This window comes from Aurantivibrio infirmus (genome assembly GCF_054767315.1).
Map to the genome: position 1 here is coordinate 60399 of NZ_BAAFSK010000007.1, position 21040 is coordinate 81438.

Sequence of the window (21040 nt, forward strand, 5' to 3'; positions counted from 1 at the left end):
ATCTAAATGATTAAAAGTCTGTAAGGTTTTACTGTAAATTTTCTTCTCTACGCTCGTAATTTAAAATTCCATCACTCAGAGCGTTACTGATTTTATTGCCGATACTGCCGAGACCGCGCAATTGAAATTCAAAAAATATCCCTTGATCGTACTCTAGTTCGTCATCGTCAATTCGATTGACCAGGTCGTTATCGAGATAACGTTGGCCTACTAAGCGCAGACGGTAGCAGCAGCTTGTGTATTCGAGGCCGAATACCGAGTCGAGTTCCCGATCTTTGGTGAAATCGTAATAGCCGCGTCCGATAACACTCCAGTTGCTACTGATTGGCCAGGCGAATGAGATCTCGCCTTGGCTTTCATCAATATTGGGCTGGGGCATTCCGGGTATTTGGGTAATGGGGATACGTGTGTAGCGATAACCGATATTAAAAATACGGCTCTGATCGTCAAAATATCTTAATGCCACACTACCTTTATTGACTTTGCTTTGTTCTCGGTCGTACAAGATGTCACTGTTAAAGCGCCAGGAGTCTGTCATTTGCGCGGAAAATTGTCCAGCGATCTCAGATTTTGTTTCCAGCAGGGGAGCACCGTCGAGGCTCACTAGTCGATCGTCTCGATAATAGATTTGGCCAAGACTCATCCGGAAGCGCTCTGCACCGCTTTCCGCACCCAGAAAGCGGGTGGTAAGGCCCACGGAAACTTGGTTGGCATCTTCAATTCGATCACTGCCTGCGAAGCGAGAATGGCGAAACAACTGGCTGTAACTGAAGGTTAACTCAGAGGTGTCGAATGCGATGTTTCTATTTGTGGGAGTGAGATTAAAGAAATCACTTTGGTCTTTAAATTCGCTGTAAAAATAAAAGATCTGCGGCTCGAAGGTTTGCAAATAGCCGTCGCCAAACCAAGAACCGTCTCGTTCAAAATAGACGCCGAAATCGATGGAGGCTTGCGGAACCGTGACGCCGGGGCTGTCATCTACACCGAGATTCAAATTCTTGTCATCTAGTTGATAATTGACGCTCTTTAACAGCAGCGAAGGTTTTATAAAGCCCCATAACCATTCTTTGTTCCACGACAATTGATAGTCGGTGCGCAGGCGGTCGCCGATGATGTAGGGGTCAGCAGGCGCAGGATTATTTTGATCATAAAATTCGTTGCGATGATCGAATTGTGTGTATTGATTGTTCAGGGTCAACTCAACATTACCCCAGTTATATAGACCATTGGCGTCGAGCCGGGGTTTTTGGCGATAGGGTTCCTCAATGTCAGGAATAATAGTTTGGTATTCCTGAGCCCTTGCCGCCACTTGCCAGTTCTTGAAGTTGTAACCGAGCTCGCCGAAACGACTTAGATGAGTGCTGCGATTCACATCAAGACTGATGGTATCGATATGGTTGAAGTAGGCGAAGTCACTTACGCGGGTGAAGTCTATTCTGCTAAACCAATTGGCATCGCGACCACCTTCTTGCTGGAGACCGAACAACCAACGATCTTCGCCATCAAAAGGCGTGGCTTCAGCGGGTGTTAATAAGCCTTTATCGATTGAGGTTTGCTCGTTGTCACTGATCTTATCTTCACCATTACCTAACCATGAGCCGCTAAGCGACGTCTCAAAAGATTCGCTGAGGTGGCGCGCTTCAATTTCTAACATAGTGCCGGCATCAGCCAGATAGCGTGGTGCGAGGGTGAGATCGTAGTTGGGCGCCAAATTGAAATAATAGGGAATGGTCACGTCATCAGAAGTGATGGAGGGAAACATAAAGCCAGATTGACGCTTTCCGCCGGCTGGAAATTGCATATAGGGCAGGTAAAAAACCGGTACGCCACCGATGTCGAAGACGACGTTGCGACCGACACCTTGTTCAGTTTCGTGGTCAATCTCAATCGAGCTGCCGTGTAATTTCCAATGTTCATTACCCGGTTCGCAGCGGGTAAACTCACCGTTCTCCAATACAAAGTGTTCTTTGGTGGATTCAATCTTTTCCGCAGAGCCGCGCAGGCGAGTTTCATAAGCGACAAATTCACCATTTTCAATCACTGTGTCATTAGTGCTTCGATCGATCGTTGCTTTGTCACCTCGAAATAAAATACCAGCATCTCGGATTACCACATTTCCCGAAATTGTTGCAGTATTGTCGGTGTTGTCTGCCTCGACCGTCTCCGCTTCCATACTGCGAGAGCCGTTAATAATTTTTACCCCGCCACTAATACTGGAATTTCCATTGGCATCAGTTTCAATGGAGTTGAAGTTCAATAGGCGGGTGGGGGCTTGTTCCGGAGGAAGATCAGCCTCGTCATCCTCCCGTTTTGGCGCAAGGTAAGCACCACAACAGCCTGTCGGCAGCGCTTGTTTCTGTTCTTCAGTGAGTTGTTCTTCTGGTACCCAATCTAAGCGTTTCTGTTCAGCTGTTCTTTTGTCTTGTTTCGCGCCGGGTGAGCTTGGAAGGTTGCGTGCTCTTCCCGCAACCTCGACTTCTTGGCAATCCCAGGTTTCTCCATCCTGACTGGGCAGGCACTGCCACTCCAAATGAGTTTGACTGAGTGCTGAAGTAGAAAACAGAATAATCGAGATGAATAAGGTAGGATGCGCGAGCCGTCGGGGCAGGTCAGGAAGGCATCTTAGGACTTGTCTTAAGCGAGCTACTATAGGTGAGCCTTCACTCTCCGTGCGCTTGAGTAAATTCAGGATAACTTCAACAGTTGTTGTCTTAGGAATTACGCTCACAGTGTGTTGAAGTCCTTGATATTATGGCGATTTGTTATTTTATGGCTGTTATTTTTTGGCCATTTTAGGTAGAAGGGATCTAGCGAGTAGGCGTGTTCAGCAGATCTTCCTCTTTAGCCGCCCCCTAGTTATTTGTTCGCGCGGGGAAGCGAGTTGCAAATTCTACTCGAAAGCCAGTGTTCAGCCCAGCACGAAGGCATGTATAGCGGGCATTAATTGATGTTGAATTCCGCGGTTTCGCGCAGAGCCGTCGTTGTAAATAGAAGGGAAAGCGAAAAGTATGCATAGCGAGATTGTCAAAGCGTTATCAGATTGGTTGCAGGAAGTGGTAGAAGACAGCACTGAAGTACTGACAATAACTCCGCTGTCCGGTGATGCTGGAGGGCGTTGCTACTTTAGTATCGCGGGTCATCCTGAATTGCTCGCCGTATATAATGCGCCCGGCCACGAAAACATCGAGCATTTCCAGATGCTCGCCAATTTTCTTCTTGACCAAGGCATTCATGCCCCTCGCGTTTTCGCAACTGATCTCGAGCAAGGTTTTTCTCTCATCGAAAATCTCGGCGAACGTTTGTATTTAAGCGATCTCAATGAAGGCAGTGTCGAAGCGCTTTATGGTGAAGCCCTACTAACACTATTACGTATTCAGCAATCTCCCCGAAGTGCCGTGGAAATAGAAGACTACAGCCGAGAAAAGTTAAATCAAGAAATGGAATTGTTTACACAATGGTTTGTAGGTGATTTGCTCTCGTATAAAACGAGTAACGAAGAAGATAAATTAATTCAACACACATTCGATACTTTAATAGATTCTGCTTTAGAGCAAGACCAGTGTTTTGTTCACCGCGATTATCATTCTAGAAATTTAATCCACCGAGAATTAGGCCCGCCAGGTGTTATTGATTTTCAAGATGCAGTGTGGGGGCCGGTGACTTACGATGTAGTTTCTTTGTTACGCGATTGTTATATCCGTTGGCCGCGAGAATCCGTAGAGCGTTGGGCACTAGCCTATGCCGATATGGCAAGGCAGTCTGGAATAATTGCAGATGTTAGCCAGAAACAATTCTTGCGTTGGTTCGATTTAATGGGCCTACAGCGGCATCTTAAAGTTTTAGGCATTTTTGCGCGTTTACACCTGCGAGATAATAAAGCCGCTTACCTACAAGATTTACCCTTGGTGATGCGTTATACCTTAGAAATCGCTGATTCCTACCCAGAACTAAAAACCTTCGATCTCTGGTTTAAAGAAAAATTAATTCCTCTAGCTGAACAGCAAACCTGGTATGTGGATTATGAAAAAGCTGGCTATGCACCCGGTGAGTTTAATCAGATTGCATAAACATTTATTAAAAAGATTAAAAAAGAACGTCTAAATATGAAAGCAATGATTTTTGCAGCAGGTCGTGGCGAGAGAATGGGTGAGCTAACGCAAAGCTTACCCAAGCCCATGTTAGAAGTCAGGGGCAAGCCTTTAATTGTTCATACCCTGAAGCGTTTACGTGATGCGAATATTAGTGATGTGATTATAAATATTGCTTACCTTGGCGATGCAATAAAAAACTATTTGGGCGATGGAGAGCAATTCGGTGTGGCGATTCAATATTCAGAAGAGCCTTATCCTTTAGAAACCGCCGGTGCCATTCTTCATGCTTTGCCTTTGTTGGGGGATGAAAGTTTCGTTGCGGTGAATGCTGATGTGTGGACAGATTTTTCTTTCGATAGCTTAGTGAATAAATCCTTAGGTAAAAATACTTTGGGTCACTTAGTGATGGTACCCAATCCAGAGCAACACCCTCAGGGAGATTTTTGTTTGGATGCGGATAATAAATTATTCCTGCGTAGTGGGCAGGGTACTCAGAGTTTTACCTTTAGTGGGATTTCACTGTTCAGCCCAAAACTGATTCGTGATTACGAAAAAAAGCGCGAGAAATTCCCCTTGCTCGAAGTGTTTGTCGAAGCAATGAAAGAGAAACAATTAAGTGGCGAAATCTATAACGGTGAGTGGGAAGACATAGGTACGCCAGAACGATTGGAAGCGATCAATCGCCGGCAATTATTCAACGGCACTTAATCGACGGCACTTAGTCCACGACAATGAATCGACGAGAATAAAATTGTTGAACTAGCTTTATTCTGAATGCGTAGAGTTTCGCTCCAAATTAATTTTTAAATTGATATTAAATTTCACCTACTTTTAAATCTATATTTCCGAACCCCTTTCTATCTCTTTGTTTTCTTTAGATTTATTTTTTGACCATCCGTTCATTAATCAGCTTGCTTGGTGAAAGTCGGCGGAGTATTCTTCACGCCGTTCAAATTACTTTACGCCGTATAGTTCTTGGATCAAGTCGAGGATTTTTTTCCCTCCCGTCAGTTCCTTCACCACGAGTTTTTAAAATGACCGTCACCTCTCCAGCTGTAATCACTGATCGTGAGAAGCGCATAACCTTAATTGCTCTGCTAGTAGTTTTCTTACTGGGCGCTTTGGATATGACGATTATCTCCACAGCGATGCCGCGAATTATTGCCGACCTAAATGGTTTGGAATTGTATGCCTGGGTATCAACCGCTTACATGTTAACGTCCACAGTGCTGGTGCCGATTTATGGAAAGCTCGGTGATATTTATGGTCGCCGAAATATTTTAATCATCGGGATTATTATTTTTCTTTTGGGTTCCGTGCTCTGTGGATTGAGCGGTGAATTTGGAACATTGCCACTACTAGGTGACGGTATCCATCAGCTTATTGTTTTTCGCGCCGTTAAAGGTGTCGGTGGCGCTGCATTGTTCACCAGTGCCTTCGCAATAATTGCTGATATTTATCCGCCGCGAGAACGTGCGAAATTCATGGGTTTGTTCGGTGCAATGTTTGCGGTGGCCAGTATTATTGGTCCCGCTGTCGGTGGGTTTTTAACAGACTATGCCAGTGTGACTTGGTTCGGATATGAAATTCCTGGGTGGCGTTGGGTGTTCTACGTCAATATCCCGCTCGGCCTGGTTTCCTTATTTATGATCATTGCGAAAACACCGCGATTTAATCATGCAGAGGGCGGCTATATTGATTTCATCGGCGCATTTTTATTGGTCGCTACATTCGTACCTTTGCTATTAGCCTTAACCTGGGGCGGTCGTCAATATGCTTGGGATTCAGTTGAAATATTTTCTTTGTTTGCTGGATCTTTTGTCGGACTCATTTTATTCGTACTGGTGGAGTTGAAAGTTCCGAATCCGGTTTTACCTTTGTCACTATTTAAAATCCCTGCGTTTATTATTACCAACTCGGTCACTTTCGTTGTCGGCATGGCGTTTCTCGGCATTGTTATTTTTATGCCGCTGTATATGCAAATCGTCCAGGGTGTTACTGCAACGAATAGCGGCGTATCGATGTTTCCGCTGATGTTTGGAATGATGTTCAGTAGCATTTTGAGCGGTCGTTTGGTATCTCGTCATGGACACTACAAAAGTTATATTGTCGGCGGTAACGTCGTTTTAATTGTCGGCGTCTACTTTTTTACTGGCATTGGGCCAGACACCTCGACACTTGATCTGTCATGGCGAATGGCTTTAGTCGGGCTGGGTTTGGGGCCGTCGCAAAGTTTAACCAGTCTCGTTGTACAAAGTTCTGTGTCGCCTTCGCAAATTGGTATTGCGACAAGTTCGACGCAATTTTTTCGACAAATTGGATCAACTATTGGCATCGCGCTGTTCGGGACTTTTTTAACGCACAATTTAGCGATTGAACTACCGAGACAACTACCCGTGATACCAGGTGCGAGTGTGCAGCAGTTGGACTTAAGTCAGGCACAATCTGACGCGATGAATCCAGATAAAGTGCGTGAACAGATTCAGTCACGTTTCGAGTTGGCTTATCTTGAAATCGACCAGGCATTTCATGGTGATGCGAAAGCGAAACAAAATGTATTAGACAACGCTTTAGTTCCTGAACCGTTAAAGCAATCGCTGCGAAATGCGGATAAACAAAGTGCCGAACAAATAGACAGCACTCTCGCGCTGATCAAATCTGGGTTAGATCAGCAAGTGACGACCACCACTGAGACGATGATGAGAGGTTTTAAAGTAGCCTTTTCGAATTCGATAACCGGAATGTTTAGTACGGCGTTGGGGATTCTGATTCTCGGATTTTTATTGAGTTGTTTTATCCCGGTGATTCCTTTGCATTCTCAATCACCGAGCAACAAGCGCGACGATGAAAGTGGTGATACCGAGGTCGAAAACGCAAAGAGCATCGGAACAGAATAACTTTGTAGATTTGGTGTAGACTCTGCCAACAATTAGCTTAAATACGCTGAAAAATTTAGCGGAGTCCTATGTCGTCACCTTTATTTTCACAACTACAATTCGACAATTCCTTTGTTCGACATTTACCTGGCGACCCTGAACTGGGTAATTTTTGTCGCCAAGTCAGCGGCGCTTGTTATTCCGCGGCATACCCTAAGCGTGTCCGTGCGCCGCAAACTGTTGCCTACTCTTCTGAAGTGGCCCAACAACTAAAAATTGATCCAGAATCTCCAGAATTTGCACGCGTGTTTTCGGGAAATGAAATGCTTCCGGGCATGGAGCCTTTCGCTATGTGCTATGGCGGCCATCAGTTTGGCAATTGGGCTGGTCAACTAGGCGATGGTCGTGCAATTAATTTAGGTGAAGTGCTCACCGACTCGCAGCAACGTCTGACCTTGCAATTGAAAGGCGCGGGCCCGACACCTTATTCACGCAACGCCGATGGTTTTGCCGTGTTGCGTTCTTCAGTGCGTGAGTTTTTGTGTAGCGAAGCCATGTTTCATTTGGGAGTGCCTACCACGCGCGCGCTAAGTCTCGTCACCACAGGTGAACACGTTGAACGTGATATGTTTTACGATGGCCGCGCTGCATTTGAGCCAGGTGCGGTGGTATGTCGAGTAGCCCCGTCTTTTATTCGCTTTGGTAGTTTCGAAATTCTTGCCGCGCGTAATGAAAAAGAATTGCTCAAACAACTTGTCGATTACACTATTGAGACGCACTTTCCCCATCTTGGAAAACCAAATACAGACACTTACCTGCGTTGGTTTAACGAAGTCTGTGAAAGCACTGCCGTGTTGATTGCGCATTGGATGAGAGTGGGTTTTGTTCACGGCGTTATGAATACCGACAATATGTCGATTCACGGCTTGACGATTGACTACGGCCCCTATGGCTGGTTAGAGAATTACGATACGGATTGGACGCCGAATACCACAGATGCACAAGGGCGTCGTTATCGTTTCGGAAATCAAGCACCGATCGCGCAGTGGAATTTATTACAGTTAGCCAATGCGATCTATCCGCTTATTCAAGAAGCCGAACCTCTACAAGAAAGTCTGCAAAACTTTGCTGATAGTTACACGCAGAAAAATCGCATGATGTTGCTTGAAAAATTAGGCCTAACAAGCGTTCGCAACGACGATGATTCTTTAATCGAAGACTTGCAAAGCGTATTAAAAGTCGTGGAAACGGACATGACTATTTTTTATCGCAAACTCGCCAACATATCGACTATTGACGAGGCCTCAAACAATAACGATGACGAAGTGATTGCGCCACTACTCGACGCGTATTATCAAACCGAACAACTAAACGATAACAATAAAGAAACAATCGCTACGTGGCTGCGCCGATATCAATCAAGGCTTCGCGCTGAATCAAGTGATGATGAAACGCGCCGAGCATTAATGAATTCCGTAAATCCGAAATATGTACTGAGGAATTATCTCGCGCAATTGGCGATTGATGAAGCAGAGAAAGGCGATAACAGTTTAGTGAATGAATTGCTAGACGTGTTGCGAAAGCCTTACGATGAACAGCCCGGCTGCGAAAAATACGCGATTAAGCGCCCTGACTGGGCACGCAACCGCGCGGGCTGCTCGATGTTGTCGTGTAGTTCTTAATCCAACTATCTTTAATCTTCGACTTGAACAACTCGCGCGTTCGGCGCGAGTTTGTTTTGCCAAATAATTATTCCAGCCAAAATTGCGGCGCCTGCTAAATGGTAATAAATCTCTAAGGGCGACCACATTAATAAAAATGCACTTAGTAATAATAATGGTGCGGTAACAAAATTTAAGGCCCTTTCTAAGTGCCACTGTAAAATCCCCGCCATTGCGTAAAGTCCCATACAAGACCAGATGAACACTTCAATTCTTTCCGGCCAAGTGCCGGTAATAAGTGGCGAATAAGCAAAAAGAAGCGGAACCAAGTACAAGCCTTTCGATACTTTCCACGCGGTAAATCCGGTCGCCATTGGTTTTGTACCGGCAACACCGGCTGCGGCAAACGCGGCGAGGCAAACAGGTGGCGTTACGTTACTGTCTTGAGATAGCCAAAATATAATTAAGTGAGCGCTGAGCAGCATCCCTGTTAATAAAGTAGGATCAAGTAATTCGCGACGAATTATTTGTTTCATTTCCAATGGCATTTCGCGTAAAGCAACCACCGGGTCGCCACCGAATAAATTAATGGTGGCTTGGACGCTGGTCGGTAAATTATCGCCCTGCAAGGCGATCAATAATTGCCCGTGGCTAATTAAGTCGAACAACAAGGGCGCGGATAAAGTTGCCAGTACAATGTATGACGCCGCCACGGGCAAACCCATGCCGAGTACCAGCGAAGCGACAGCGATAAGAGCAATAGCAAAAAATAAGTTACCATCCGCCCAGATCATAATCATGTTTGCGAAAGCATTGCCCACTGAGGTGGTGACCACCACGCAAATAACAATACCGACGGAAACCAGTAATAAGGCTAATGGCACCATAGTTTTGACCGCGTCGATTATGGCATCGAAACAGCTTTTCGCGTTCATCGGTGATTTTGAAATCCAAGAAGAAACAATGATAGCCACGATTGAATAAGCAGCGGAAGTTGTGGGTGTTTTTCCGTAGATCAACAAACCTACTAGGACAATCAGGGGCAAAATAAACGGCCAGCCATCTTTTAAAATCGATGAAAACTTTTCAGTAACAGCAGCGGGATCAGGCGTTATTCCCAATCGTTTAGCTTCGATTCGCACAAAAAATCCGACGGTTAAAAAATACAGTATCGCCGGTAGCGTGGATAGCGCGATGATCGTGACGTAAGGAATTTGCGTGTAACTTGCCATGACAAACGCTCCCGCGCCCATTACCGGAGGCATTAATTGCCCGCCGGTTGATGCGGCGGCAACTACACCGGCAGAAAACCTCGCTGTGAATCCCGACTTTTTCATCATTGGAATTGTAATTACACCGACAGACACAGTATTGGCTACTGCCGAACCGGATACTGATCCCATTAAACCAGAGCCAACAACGCTAACAAGGCCTGCGCCACCAGTGTAGCGGCCGGCCAAACAATTCGACATTTTTATAATGAATTCACCCGCGCCGGATCGGAGTAGGAACGCACCAAATAAAATAAACATAAATACGTAGGAAGAGGAGATACCTGCAACCAGTCCAAACATTCCGTCATCGGGATCGAAAAATATTCTACGAAACACGGTTTCTAGATTAAGCCCAGGGAAGCTGAAAATACCTGCTATGTATTTTCCTAAAAACAAAATATAAAAAACACTCAGTACGATAAGCGTCGGCATAAACCAACCGGTTGATCGACGAGTAAACTCAATTGCTAATAAGATCGCTATGCCTGAAAAAATATAGTCCGACAAAATAAAATCAGCTTCGCGGGCATATAAAGCATTCTCGAACAAAATAATGTAGACCGGAATGCTGACGGCAAGTAGCGCGATGGAGATTCTGGTGAGCTTGGTGAGAAAATTCGATTTTGGTTTAGGTTCCGACGATTCAGCATGTGGGCCTTTGTGGAAATTCAAAGCGCAGAGAACGCCAAAACCACCGAAATGAATTGCGGAAAACCATAAGCCGGAAATACTAAGAAATAAATTGTTATAGATATGAAAAAGGGCGAATAAAAATGCGCCCCATTTGAGAATATTATTGTTCATCGGGAATCAACTTTGCCGGAATGGTTAAACCTTTTTCTTTGAAATAACGAATCGCGCCAGGGTGTAGCGGCGCACCAATACCCTTTAATGCCACATCTAATTTCATATCTTTTGTTGCGGCATGAATGTCGTGGAGAGAAGCGAGATTTTCCCAGATTGTTTTTGTTATCTGGTAAACGACTTCTTCAGGGACGTCGGCGCGAACCGCAAGTACATTGGGTGAAGCGATTGAGCGCACAAGAGTTGTTTGGTCTGGGTAGGTATCAGGTTGGAAGTCGTAAAAATCCCACAAATCATATTTGCTGTTTATTTTGTCCAACTGTTCTCGCGTGAAAGACAGCAAGGTCAAGTCGTTTCCGAGATTGGAAAATGCGCGAGTTAGCGAACTCACTGGCGGGCCGGCGGGAACATTCATGCCAACAATGTTGCCATCTTGAATCGCGTCCGCTGACGCGCCATAACCCATGTAAGCTAGATTGAATTTGTTCTTATAATCAATGCCGAGTTGATCAAGAATAAATGCACCGGTTCTTTCTGCTCCGGAGTTTCTGGCACCGAGTACGAAACGCTCGCCATCAAGATCGCCTAAATCAGCAATTGTTCCTTCTTTTACCAGTTCCGAGATTAAAATAAAATGCTCAACGTTTTGCCACATCGCGCAAATACTGCGTAAGTGGGTTTGCGGTTTGCTAATTGGCCCTTCACCTTTCCAGGCCCACGCGGCAAAAGCACCCTGCAATAGAGCAAACTGTGCCTGGTTGTCTCGCAACAGTTTAATATTTTCTAATGATCCGGCTGAACTAATAGCTGATAGAGAAATTCCTTCGACAGGTTCGAGTTTAGACTTAGTAATGGTCGCCAAAGCAACCCCAACCGGGTAATAGGTTCCGCCTGTTGTCGCGGTTGTGAGTATGTAAGGCCGGTTAGTAGAAAGCCCATCAGTACATGAGAGTAAAACGCCAGATAAAAGCGTGACAATAAAAAATCGTAAGGCTTTACGCACTGAGCTGCGTCTAATTTCGGTGGGAAACATTTGGGTGCCTATCCATAAAATCAAATTACATTATTTTTATGTTTATTGTTTTGCTGGTGCTTTTCGATAAAAAGTGACTAGTTCTAGCACTCGGTTCCATTTAACTTAACTCAGAGTGAGTCGTTTACTGGCAGCGACAAGCAGGGACAGATGGAATCATAAATCATCTAAAATCGCAATCTGCCCTCTAAAAGCGTTAACTTTTGTATGGTTGTTTATTCTTCGATCTCAGCCCAACGAAGATACAGTGCATCTAGCTTGCTTTGAATGTCGGCCATATCCGCCAATACCTTGTTAACGAGTGATTGCTCTTTGCTGTAAAAGTCTTCTTCTAAGGTTTTCGCTTCGATGGTTTTGAGATCTTGCTCAAGTTTATCGATCTCAATTGGCAGCTGTTCAAGTTCCCGCTGTAATTTATAAGATAATTTTTTTACCGGCTTTTTTTCTTCTTTATTTTTGTCCTTGCCGGTATTACTAGCGTTGGTTTTATTGGCTTTCGATTGTGCTTGCGCTTGTTTCCGCTGCCACCAATCTTGATAGCCGCCAACATATTCGTTCAGCTGGCCCTTGCCTTGCGCGTCTTGCTCGAAAACAATCACGCTGGTGACAACGTTGTCGATAAATGCACGGTCATGGCTGACTAATAATAATGTGCCCTCGAAATTGAGCAGGATTTCTTCCAGCAGTTCCAAGGTTTCCATATCAAGGTCGTTGGTGGGTTCATCCAAAACCAAAACATTGGCGGGTTTGCTGAATAGATAGGCGAGTATCAGTCGATTTTGTTCGCCGCCGGAAAGTGATTTTACCGGTTGACGTGTCCGGTCGGGGGTAAACAAAAAATCCTGTAGGTAACTAATGACATGGCGAGACTTACCGTTGATGGTGATAAATTCTCTGCCTTCTGCAATATTATCGATAACCGTTTTTTCGAGATTTAATTGGCTTCGTAGTTGATCAAAGTAAGCGACTTCTATTTTTGACCCCAATTTAACACTGCCGCTATCGGCCTCTAATTCGCCTAGAAGAATTTTTAATAAAGTTGATTTTCCCGCACCGTTATGGCCGATAATGCCGATACGATCACCGCGCATGATTTTGCTGGAAAATGTTGGAATAACAGTTTTGCCATCATATTGTTTGGTAATGTTTTCAACTTCGACCACAATTTTTCCTGAGCTGCTTGCTTGCTCAATTTGCATATTGGCTTTGCCAACCTGATTGCGGCGCTCACTGCGCTCATTACGCAATTTTTTAAGCGCACGAACACGACCTTCGTTGCGAGTTCGCCGAGCTTTAATACCCTGGCGAATCCAGACTTCTTCGCGGGCTAATTTTTTATCAAATTCGCTATTAAATTTTTCTTCGGCAGCGAGCTGTTGATCTCGGAACGCGAGAAAACCTTGATAGTCGCCATCCCAATTCCTCATGTGTCCACGATCAAGTTCAAGAATGTTATTGGCAGTTTTTTGTAAAAATTCGCGATCATGCGTAATCACAACAAGCGCCCCGCGAAATTCGTTGATCCGTTTTTCTAGCCACTCCAATGTTTCAATATCGAGATGGTTGGTTGGCTCGTCAAGCAATAAGATATCGGGCTCGCTAACCAGTGCTTGAGCTAATGCAGCGCGACGTCGCCAGCCGCCAGATAAAGTGCTCATTAAGGTGTCAGCGGGAAGTTCCAAATGATTTAGCGTGGTATCAATGCGCTGTTGAAAACTCCAACCGTCACGCTCTTCAATCGCATGCTGTAAACGTTCAAGCTTTTTTAAGTCGCTGCTTTCAACCGATTGAGAAACATGGTGAAAATCTTTTAGTAATTGGCCAAGATCACCTAAGCCTTGAGCGACAAAATCGAAAATAGAAATGTCATCCGCCGTGGGTAGCTCTTGATCTAAATAGGCGAGGCGGGCACCAGGTTGTACCCAGCGTGTGCCACCATCGGGGTGAACTTCGCCGGTTAATAATTTTAAAAATGTCGACTTTCCTGCGCCGTTTCTGCCTAAGAGTCCAAATCGTTGGCCCTTATCTACGGTGAGCTGAATGTCTTCAAACAAAACGTGATTGCCGTAAGCTAAATGGATGTCGGTTAATTGTAGAAGTGGCATTCGGTTAAACTCTTCCCTTGTTTGGGTTGTGATGTAGCAGACCAATTAAATCGTGATGGTTGGCGATGCAAATAGCTTCGCCGCTTAGGAAAATTAGTAAGCAATGCATTTTCCTAGACGAAGGCGTATAGCGATCTTAAAAATTTCGTGAGAGCAAGGAAGCAGCGTGCGGAGAAACGCAGTTTACATGGCGTAAATGAGGATTCGGACACGAAGCTGACGCTGCGATCGCGGCAACAGATAAATTTTAGAGATAGCCTATAAATCGATTGGGCGCTTTGACCTCTTAATTGGCGCGAATTGTACAGGGAATCGAATCAGCTGAGAATGACGTTTAACCGATCATGAACAACTCGGTCTCAGCTCAAAGAGACGGACCCCTGTGAAGCAGGTGGAGTATCAGTCACTTCTCAGCTTTACAGGCCGCGGTGGCCCTGGGACGCCAAGCATTCAGCCCGGTCATTGCCCTGGGGGCAGGATGGGATAAATATCGCTCAATTTGAATTGGCAGCGTGCTATACTCGCCGCCATTAATATTGATCATCACGAATATCGGTCAATCATGGTTTGAACCATCGTCTGGAGAATGTTTTGCAAGGTATGTTGTTTTGTTAACTCGATTATTTGGGAAGCGCCCCCCCAGTAAAGATGCGCAGTCTGTAGCCGCTCAGAAAAAAAATGATTCCACCGCCGATTCATCTTCTACAGACTCAGGTAAAGGAGAATCATCTACTCGACGCTCCCAATCAAAAAACACTGGTGCGAATTCTAGTCGGAGTTCTGGTCGAAATAGAAATTCCAATCGATCGTCTAATCGAGGCCGATCACCCAATCGCAACAATTCATCCCAAGACAAAGAAGACAATTCCAGCAATCCGAATGTCAAAAATAAGGCTTCTCAAACGCGCTCTACGCAAAGTGGCAAGCCTCAGAGTCAGAATGCTAATCAGAATAAAAAAAATCACCAATCGAATTCCGACAAAAAAGCGGAACATCAAGCCTGGGATATAACTCAATTTCCGGTCGAAGCTGTGGAAGGCAAAACGCGCTTTCATGATTTTGGCTTGCCGAACGAATTAATGCATGCAATTGCAAATTTACGCTTTGAATATTGTTCTCCGATTCAAGCCCGTTCTTTACCTCACGCCTTAAACGGTGAAGATATTATCGGTAAGGCGCAAACTGGCACGGGAAAGACAGCAGCATTTTTAGTAGCGATTATTGATGACTTGATGAAGCATCCTGTTGAGCATCAGCGTTACGCAGGTGAAGCACGAGCACTAATAATTGCGCCAACACGCGAGTTGGTTTTGCAAATTGCCGAAGACGCAAAAGCCTTAACCGAGTACACGGATTTACACGTTCAGGCCCTTGTTGGCGGTATGGACTATCAGAAACAACAACGTGGCTTGCAAGATAATTTAGTTGATATTTTGGTGGCGACGCCGGGCCGTCTATTAGATTTTTGCAGTAACAAAGACGTGCATCTTGATCAAATAGAAGTGTTGGTCATTGACGAGGCGGACCGAATGCTCGATATGGGCTTTATTCCACAAATTCGTCGAGTTGTTCGATTAACGCCACAAAAATCTCATCGCCAAACCTTATTATTCTCCGCGACCTTTAGCGATGACGTGATGAATTTAGTGGAGCAATGGACTGACAACGCGGTCCAGATTGAAATCGAACCAGAAAGTATTGCAACGGATACCGTAACGCAGTACGTCTATCTTGCATCCACCGATGAAAAATTTACTTTGCTCTTCAATATTTTGAAACAAGAGGATGTCGAAAGCCTTATTGTGTTTTCGAATCGACGAGATGAGTGCCGAGACCTTCATGAACGCCTAGTTGCCCACGGTTTTACCGCGGGCTTACTGTCGGGTGAGATTGCGCAGAACCAACGCGTACGAACCTTAGATGGTTTTAAAACCAGAAAGCTAAAGGTGCTCGTGGCAACTGATGTAGCGGGTCGTGGTATACACATTGACGGTATTTCTCACGTTGTTAATTTCACTTTGCCTGAAGAGCCAGAAGATTATGTGCATCGAATTGGGCGTACTGGAAGAGCTGGCAAGTTGGGTACGTCAATTAGCTTTGCTTGCGAAGATGACGCTTTTCGTTTAATGCCAATTCAAGAATTAATTGGTGAAGATTTAAAATGTACACAACCGCCGGAAAGTTTATTGGCGGCGCCTCCGGAAGTTGAAATGCCGAAACGGCGACGTTCTTCTGGTAACAGAAATAGCGGTGGTCGATCAGGTGGTCGTAGTGGTGGAAATAGCTCGAATAGGAATCGTCGATAAATTTAAAAATATTTTGTCGGTTTGCGTTAATTTATTTTCGATACTGAAGTTCTTCTAACCAATAAAGACTTCCGCCAATAACAGCCGCTGGCATTACAAAAACATTGAGCAGCGGCACCATCGTTCCCAACATGACTCCTCCGCCAAAGCTCCAACTTCCCCATAGTTGTCCGCTTAGTTGATGACGAAGTTTATCGAAAGGCGTTTGGTGGTTGTCCGCCGCATAATCACAATACTGAACACTCATCGACCATGCCACCCATGCGAGTCCAATGACGGGGCCGACGAGCGGGATGAAAGTTAAAATAAAAATAAACACACTTCGCCAAACGAAATACCACAGTTTTTGTAGTTCTCGGAGAATAGTGCGCGGAATCATTGTGACTAAGGATTCACCTTGAACCCGTTTACCGGTCGCTAATTCTTCAACCTTTTCTGCAAGTACGCCATAAAAAGGCGCCGCGAGAAAATTAGTAATGGTGCTAAAGCTGTAACCATAAAATAACAAAATCAGTATCACGCAAATGATGCCAATGATATAAGCTAAAAATTCCAGCCAAAGCGGTAACCATTCCATCATATAATTTATCGTCGCCGTGAATTGATAAAACAAAACGCTGGTTAAAATAAATAAAAAAATCGTGTTGATGAGAATGGGGATGATGACAAATAGGCGCAAGTGAGGATGAAAAAGTAATCGAAAACCTTCGCCTAAGTAGCCAAATCCCGAAACGGATATTCCTTTAGGAGAATAAGGTCTAGAGTGTTTATTGGCCTTTGATTGAGTAATGCGTTTCATTGCTTGATATCCGAATGGCTTGCAGGCCTCTATTTAATAAGATTCGGAATGTAAAGCCAGAGTAAAATTCAAATATTGACAAATCATAACGCTGGCAAATCAGTTTTTTGCCTACTTCGCACCTGCAGAAAGCATTGCATCAATATAGTCTTCGCCATGACGGTGAGTTTTGATGAGTTCGAGGAGGGTCTTTCCTTCTGGATTGGTCGCATTAATATCTCGTTTCGCCTCGACAAAAAAACCGACGAATGTCGCGAAATTTTCTGGGATCATGCCACGATAGGCTTTTTCCAGAACGTGAAAATCGGCGTTAACCCCAGCAGGGGCTTCGTATAATAAAAAGCTTCTTACTCGGTCATCATCAAAGTGTTCACCTAGTACTTTTTGTTTGTCTTTTTTTAATGCCATTGTTGATTTCTCTTAATAATTTTTACTTTGTTTGAAGATCTGTTTTGATGCGCTTGGAAGCTGAACTCGTTTAATCTTGCGCCAACTTTTTCAAAAGAATCTCGTTAATAACTTTCGGGTTGCCCTGGCCTTTGGACGCCTTCATGATTTGCCCGACGAAAAAGCCGAGCATTTTTGGACGCTTCTCAGGCTCCGCGTTCCGATAGTTATCGACTTGTTTGGCGTTGTTTGCGATGACCTCATCAACCATTTGTTCTAAGGCGCCGGTGTCGGAAACTTGTTTCAGTCCTTTGGCTTCAATAATGGTGTCGGCATCGCCTTCGCCTTGCCACATTGCTTCGAATACTTGTTTGGCTATTTTGTTGTTAATGCTGCCGTCACTGATTCGTTGAATGAGTCCAGCAAGTTGTTCGGCGCTGACAGGGCTTTGGTTGATGGAAAGGTCTGCTTGATTTAGTTGAGCAGCCAGTTCACCCATAATCCAGTTGGCGGCAATTTTTGCTTCGTCGGTTTTCGCGGCCACGGTTTGGAAATAATTTGCGGTTATGCGATCAGCTGATAAATATTCCGCGTCATAAGCCGACAAAGAATATTCTTTAATGAAACGCTGGCATTTTTCTTCCGGCAGTTCCGGCATTTGTTTGCGTAAATTTTCGATATAGGCGTCATCCAGTACAACGGGCAATAAATCTGGGCAAGGGAAGTAACGATAATCGTTGGATTCCTCTTTGGAACGCATCGCTCGGGCTTTTTTGGTATCGCCGTTGTAGAGTCTAGTCTCTTGACGAATAGTGCCGCCGTCTTCGAGAACATCTATTTGCCGTTCGACTTCTAATGCTATTGCTTCTTCCATGAATTTAAATGAATTTAGGTTTTTGGTTTCGGTGCGAGTGCCCAATTTTTCTTGCCCTTTGGGGCGCACAGAAATGTTGACATCGAAGCGCATTGAGCCCTGAGACATTTCGCCATCGCAGATTTCTAAGGCGGTAACAATTCCGTGCAATTTTTTTGCAAAAGCTACCGCTTCTTCAGCGTTGCGCATGTCCGGTTCGCTGACAATCTCAATTAATGGTGTGCCGGCACGATTTAAATCGATACCCGAAGAGCCATGAAAATCTTCGTGTAAGCTTTTTCCGGCATCTTCTTCTAAGTGGGCGTGATGGATGCGCACAGTTTTGGTGGTGCCATCAGCAAGAACAACATTAACCGCACCGGCCCCGACAATAGGTTCGGCAAGCTGAGTCGTTTGGTAGCCTTTGGGTAAGTCGGGATAAAAATAATTCTTACGTTCAAAAACCGAACGCTGATTTATTGTCGCGCCGATCGCGAGGCCAAATAAACTTGCACAGCGAAACGCTTCGGCATTCGCCACGGGCAAAGTGCCGGGCAAAGCGAGATCGATCGCGCTCGCCTGGGTGTTGGGTTCCGCACCGAATGCGATGCTTGAACCTGAAAATAATTTTGATTTAGTGGCAAGTTGTACATGCACTTCTAAACCAATAACAGTTTCCCATTCCATTCAGTTATCTCACTCAATATTCTGTGGTTTTTGTTGATGATGGTCTGTCGCAAGCTGAAACTGATGCGCGACGTTCAAAATTTGTGCTTCCGCAAAAAAGTTGCCGATGACTTGTAAGCCCACGGGTTTGTTGTCGACGAGACCGCAAGGGGTTGAAAGGGCAGGTAGACCAGCGAGATTGGTCGCGATGGTATAAATGTCTTCCATATACATTGCCACGGGATCTTTCTTCGCGCCAAATTCAAAAGCAGCCGAAGGCGCAGTGGGTCCAACGATCACATCAACCTCTTTAAATGCTTCCATGAAGTCTTGTTTTATTAGACGGCGAATTTGTTGTGCCTTGCGATAGTAGGCGTTGTAGTAACCTGCGGATAATGCGTAAGTGCCGACTAAAATTCGACGTTTAACTTCATCGCCAAAACCTTCGCCACGCGAACGCCTATAAAGATCTTCTAAGTCTTGAGGGTTTTCACAGCGGTAGCCGTAACGCACGCCGTCGAAGCGTGACAAGTTTGCGGAACATTCAGCGGGTGCAATAACGTAATAAGTGGGCACGGCTAAATGTGAGTGAGGTAGGGATATGTCGACAATTTTTGCGCCGAGTTTTGTTAATTCGTCAATGGCGGCTTTAACAGCGTTCGCCGTTCCTGGATCAAGGCCTTCGCTGAAATATTCTCTCGGAACGCCAATTTTTAAACCGTCGATTTTGTTGTCGAGTTGTGCTGAATAATCGGGGACTTCTTTATTTATACAGGTGGAATCTTTCGGATCGTAGCTGGCCATGCTTTGTAACATGATCGCCGAATCTTTTGCGGTCTGCGTTAACGTGCCGGCTTGATCTAAGCTTGATGCGAAGGCAATCATGCCCCAGCGTGAGACTCTTCCATACGTGGGTTTTAGTCCCGTGAGCCCGCAAAGCGAAGCGGGTTGTCGAATCGAGCCACCGGTATCAGTTGCGGTTGCTCCTGGAGCTAAGCGTGCCGCGACTGCAGCAGCAGATCCGCCAGAAGACCCGCCAGGAACACAACGCTGATCCCAAGGGTTTTTAACGGCGCCAAAATAACTGGTCTCGTTAGACGAACCCATTGCGAATTCATCCATGTTAGTTTTCCCCAGTGTGACGACACCGTCGGCCTTGAAATTTTCAACCACAGTTGCATCGTAAGGGGGAATAAAATTCCCTAACATTTTTGAGCCGCAAGTTGTTTTGATGCCGTCAGTACAAAAAATATCTTTGTGGGCAATGGGGATTCCGCACAAGGGGCTGACAGTTTCACCAGAGACCAATTTCTTGTCTGCCGCACGCGCGGATTCTAAGGCACTGGATTCGGCAACGGTGATAAAACTATTGAGTTCGGTATCAAATTTTTTAATTCGCGCTAAAAAATGTTCGGTCAGTTCAACACTGGAAAAAGTTTTCGCGCGTAAGCCGTCAATGAGCTCGGCGATAGTGAGGTTGTGCATTGTAATTTTGAGTCCTGGGTTTTACGGATTAAGGCTTGGCTATCTCTTCTGCTGACTTAGCCGATTTTTTCGCTTCGTTTGTCAAAATTTTTTTTGGTCGCAGAGCTACGTTGTTAACTTGGCGTATTTCAAATATCGGATTGCTCCCAAACTATTCAATCACTTTGGGAACGAGGTAAAGGCCTTCTTCGGTCTGAGGAGCAATGGCTTGAAATTTTTCCCTTTGGTTCGGTTCTGTTATTTCATCGGCGCGCAGTTGTTGAATGGCGTCTTGTGGATGAGCCATGGGCTCAACGCCGTCAGTGTTAATTGCTTGTAATTGATCAACCAGCGCCAAGACTTCGCTGATGCTTTGTGCGGCATCATCTAATACCGATTCGCCAACATTGATCCGGGCAAGATTTGCAAGTTTTTCGAGTTCTGAACGCTCCACCAATTTCTCCAAAAGTACATTTTTAAAAGTCAGATCTTGTTGTGATCTGCAACTGTGATCAAGGGCGCTAAAGTTACCATATTTGCGCCTTGCCCTACATCCCTCTCGTTGATACAGTGCGCCGCATTTGCACAAATATGACTTCGCCACCATAATGCTGCTCAATAGATTAGAGACTAAAGGTTCTGGGGCGAGATGCTCGTAGCATTAGCACGAAAGAATTGAACTACAATTGCTCATAATTTAGTTTTTTCGAAGGCTGTTTTG

14 protein-coding genes are annotated in these 21040 nt (G+C 45.1%); 5 read left to right on the forward strand and 9 right to left on the reverse strand.

What is annotated here, in order from left to right; all coding sequences use genetic code 11:
• Window positions 1-28 precede the first annotated feature (28 nt).
• Window positions 29-2728: an LPS-assembly protein LptD gene (locus ACYUCY_RS15560; RefSeq protein WP_460227444.1), complete on the reverse strand. Its 2700-nt coding sequence runs from the start codon at window positions 2726-2728 to the stop codon at window positions 29-31.
• Window positions 2729-3008: 280 nt separating this feature from the next.
• On the opposite strand from ACYUCY_RS15560, the gene ACYUCY_RS15565 reads away from it, so the two are divergent.
• The 4 genes from ACYUCY_RS15565 to ACYUCY_RS15580 all read left to right on the forward strand — a co-directional run bounded on the left by ACYUCY_RS15565 (window position 3009) and on the right by ACYUCY_RS15580 (window position 8649).
• Window positions 3009-4067 (forward strand): aminoglycoside phosphotransferase family protein, encoded by a 1059-nt coding sequence (locus ACYUCY_RS15565; protein ID WP_460227445.1) that lies wholly within the window; start codon window positions 3009-3011, stop codon window positions 4065-4067.
• A 36-nt stretch (window positions 4068-4103) separates the two neighbouring features.
• Window positions 4104-4799: an N-acetylmuramate alpha-1-phosphate uridylyltransferase MurU gene (gene murU, locus ACYUCY_RS15570; protein WP_460227446.1), complete on the forward strand. Its 696-nt coding sequence runs from the start codon at window positions 4104-4106 to the stop codon at window positions 4797-4799.
• Window positions 4800-5125: 326 nt separating this feature from the next.
• Complete coding sequence (locus ACYUCY_RS15575) at window positions 5126-6988, forward strand: MDR family MFS transporter (RefSeq protein WP_460227447.1); 1863 nt, start codon at window positions 5126-5128, stop codon at window positions 6986-6988.
• Between the two features lie 68 nt (window positions 6989-7056).
• Window positions 7057-8649 (forward strand): protein adenylyltransferase SelO, encoded by a 1593-nt coding sequence (locus ACYUCY_RS15580; RefSeq protein ID WP_460227448.1) that lies wholly within the window; start codon window positions 7057-7059, stop codon window positions 8647-8649.
• Between the two features lie 11 nt (window positions 8650-8660).
• On the opposite strand, the gene ACYUCY_RS15585 is transcribed toward ACYUCY_RS15580, so the two are convergent.
• From ACYUCY_RS15585 to ACYUCY_RS15595, 3 genes are all read right to left on the reverse strand, one after another.
• Complete coding sequence (locus ACYUCY_RS15585; protein WP_460227449.1) at window positions 8661-10706, reverse strand: TRAP transporter permease; 2046 nt, start codon at window positions 10704-10706, stop codon at window positions 8661-8663.
• The gene (locus tag ACYUCY_RS15590; protein WP_460227450.1) at window positions 10696-11739 is read right to left on the reverse strand and encodes a TAXI family TRAP transporter solute-binding subunit; all 1044 of its coding nucleotides are present in this window, start codon (window positions 11737-11739) and stop codon (window positions 10696-10698) included. The genes ACYUCY_RS15585 and ACYUCY_RS15590 overlap by 11 nt, the downstream gene beginning before the upstream one ends.
• A gap of 215 nt (window positions 11740-11954) precedes the next feature.
• On the reverse strand, window positions 11955-13844 hold the full coding sequence (locus ACYUCY_RS15595; protein WP_460227451.1) for an ATP-binding cassette domain-containing protein: 1890 nt from the start codon (window positions 13842-13844) through the stop codon (window positions 11955-11957).
• A 608-nt stretch (window positions 13845-14452) separates the two neighbouring features.
• Here ACYUCY_RS15595 and rhlB point away from each other — a divergent pair.
• Window positions 14453-16150, forward strand: coding sequence for an ATP-dependent RNA helicase RhlB (gene rhlB / locus ACYUCY_RS15600; protein WP_460227452.1), 1698 nt, complete (start codon window positions 14453-14455; stop codon window positions 16148-16150).
• Between the two features lie 31 nt (window positions 16151-16181).
• On the opposite strand, the gene cysZ is transcribed toward rhlB, so the two are convergent.
• The 5 genes from cysZ to gatC all read right to left on the reverse strand — a co-directional run bounded on the left by cysZ (window position 16182) and on the right by gatC (window position 20773).
• Window positions 16182-16949, reverse strand: a complete 768-nt coding sequence (cysZ, locus tag ACYUCY_RS15605; RefSeq protein ID WP_460227453.1) for a sulfate transporter CysZ — start codon at window positions 16947-16949, stop codon at window positions 16182-16184.
• A gap of 111 nt (window positions 16950-17060) precedes the next feature.
• Entirely contained in the window at window positions 17061-17357 is a 297-nt protein-coding gene (locus ACYUCY_RS15610; protein WP_460227454.1) for a PA4642 family protein, read from the reverse strand.
• 70 nt (window positions 17358-17427) lie between these two features.
• Entirely contained in the window at window positions 17428-18876 is a 1449-nt protein-coding gene (gatB, locus tag ACYUCY_RS15615; protein WP_460227455.1) for an Asp-tRNA(Asn)/Glu-tRNA(Gln) amidotransferase subunit GatB, read from the reverse strand.
• 9 nt (window positions 18877-18885) lie between these two features.
• Window positions 18886-20340, reverse strand: a complete 1455-nt coding sequence (gatA, locus tag ACYUCY_RS15620; RefSeq protein ID WP_460227456.1) for an Asp-tRNA(Asn)/Glu-tRNA(Gln) amidotransferase subunit GatA — start codon at window positions 20338-20340, stop codon at window positions 18886-18888.
• Between the two features lie 151 nt (window positions 20341-20491).
• Window positions 20492-20773: an Asp-tRNA(Asn)/Glu-tRNA(Gln) amidotransferase subunit GatC gene (gene gatC, locus ACYUCY_RS15625; RefSeq protein WP_460227457.1), complete on the reverse strand. Its 282-nt coding sequence runs from the start codon at window positions 20771-20773 to the stop codon at window positions 20492-20494.
• Window positions 20774-21040: the final 267 nt, after the last annotated feature.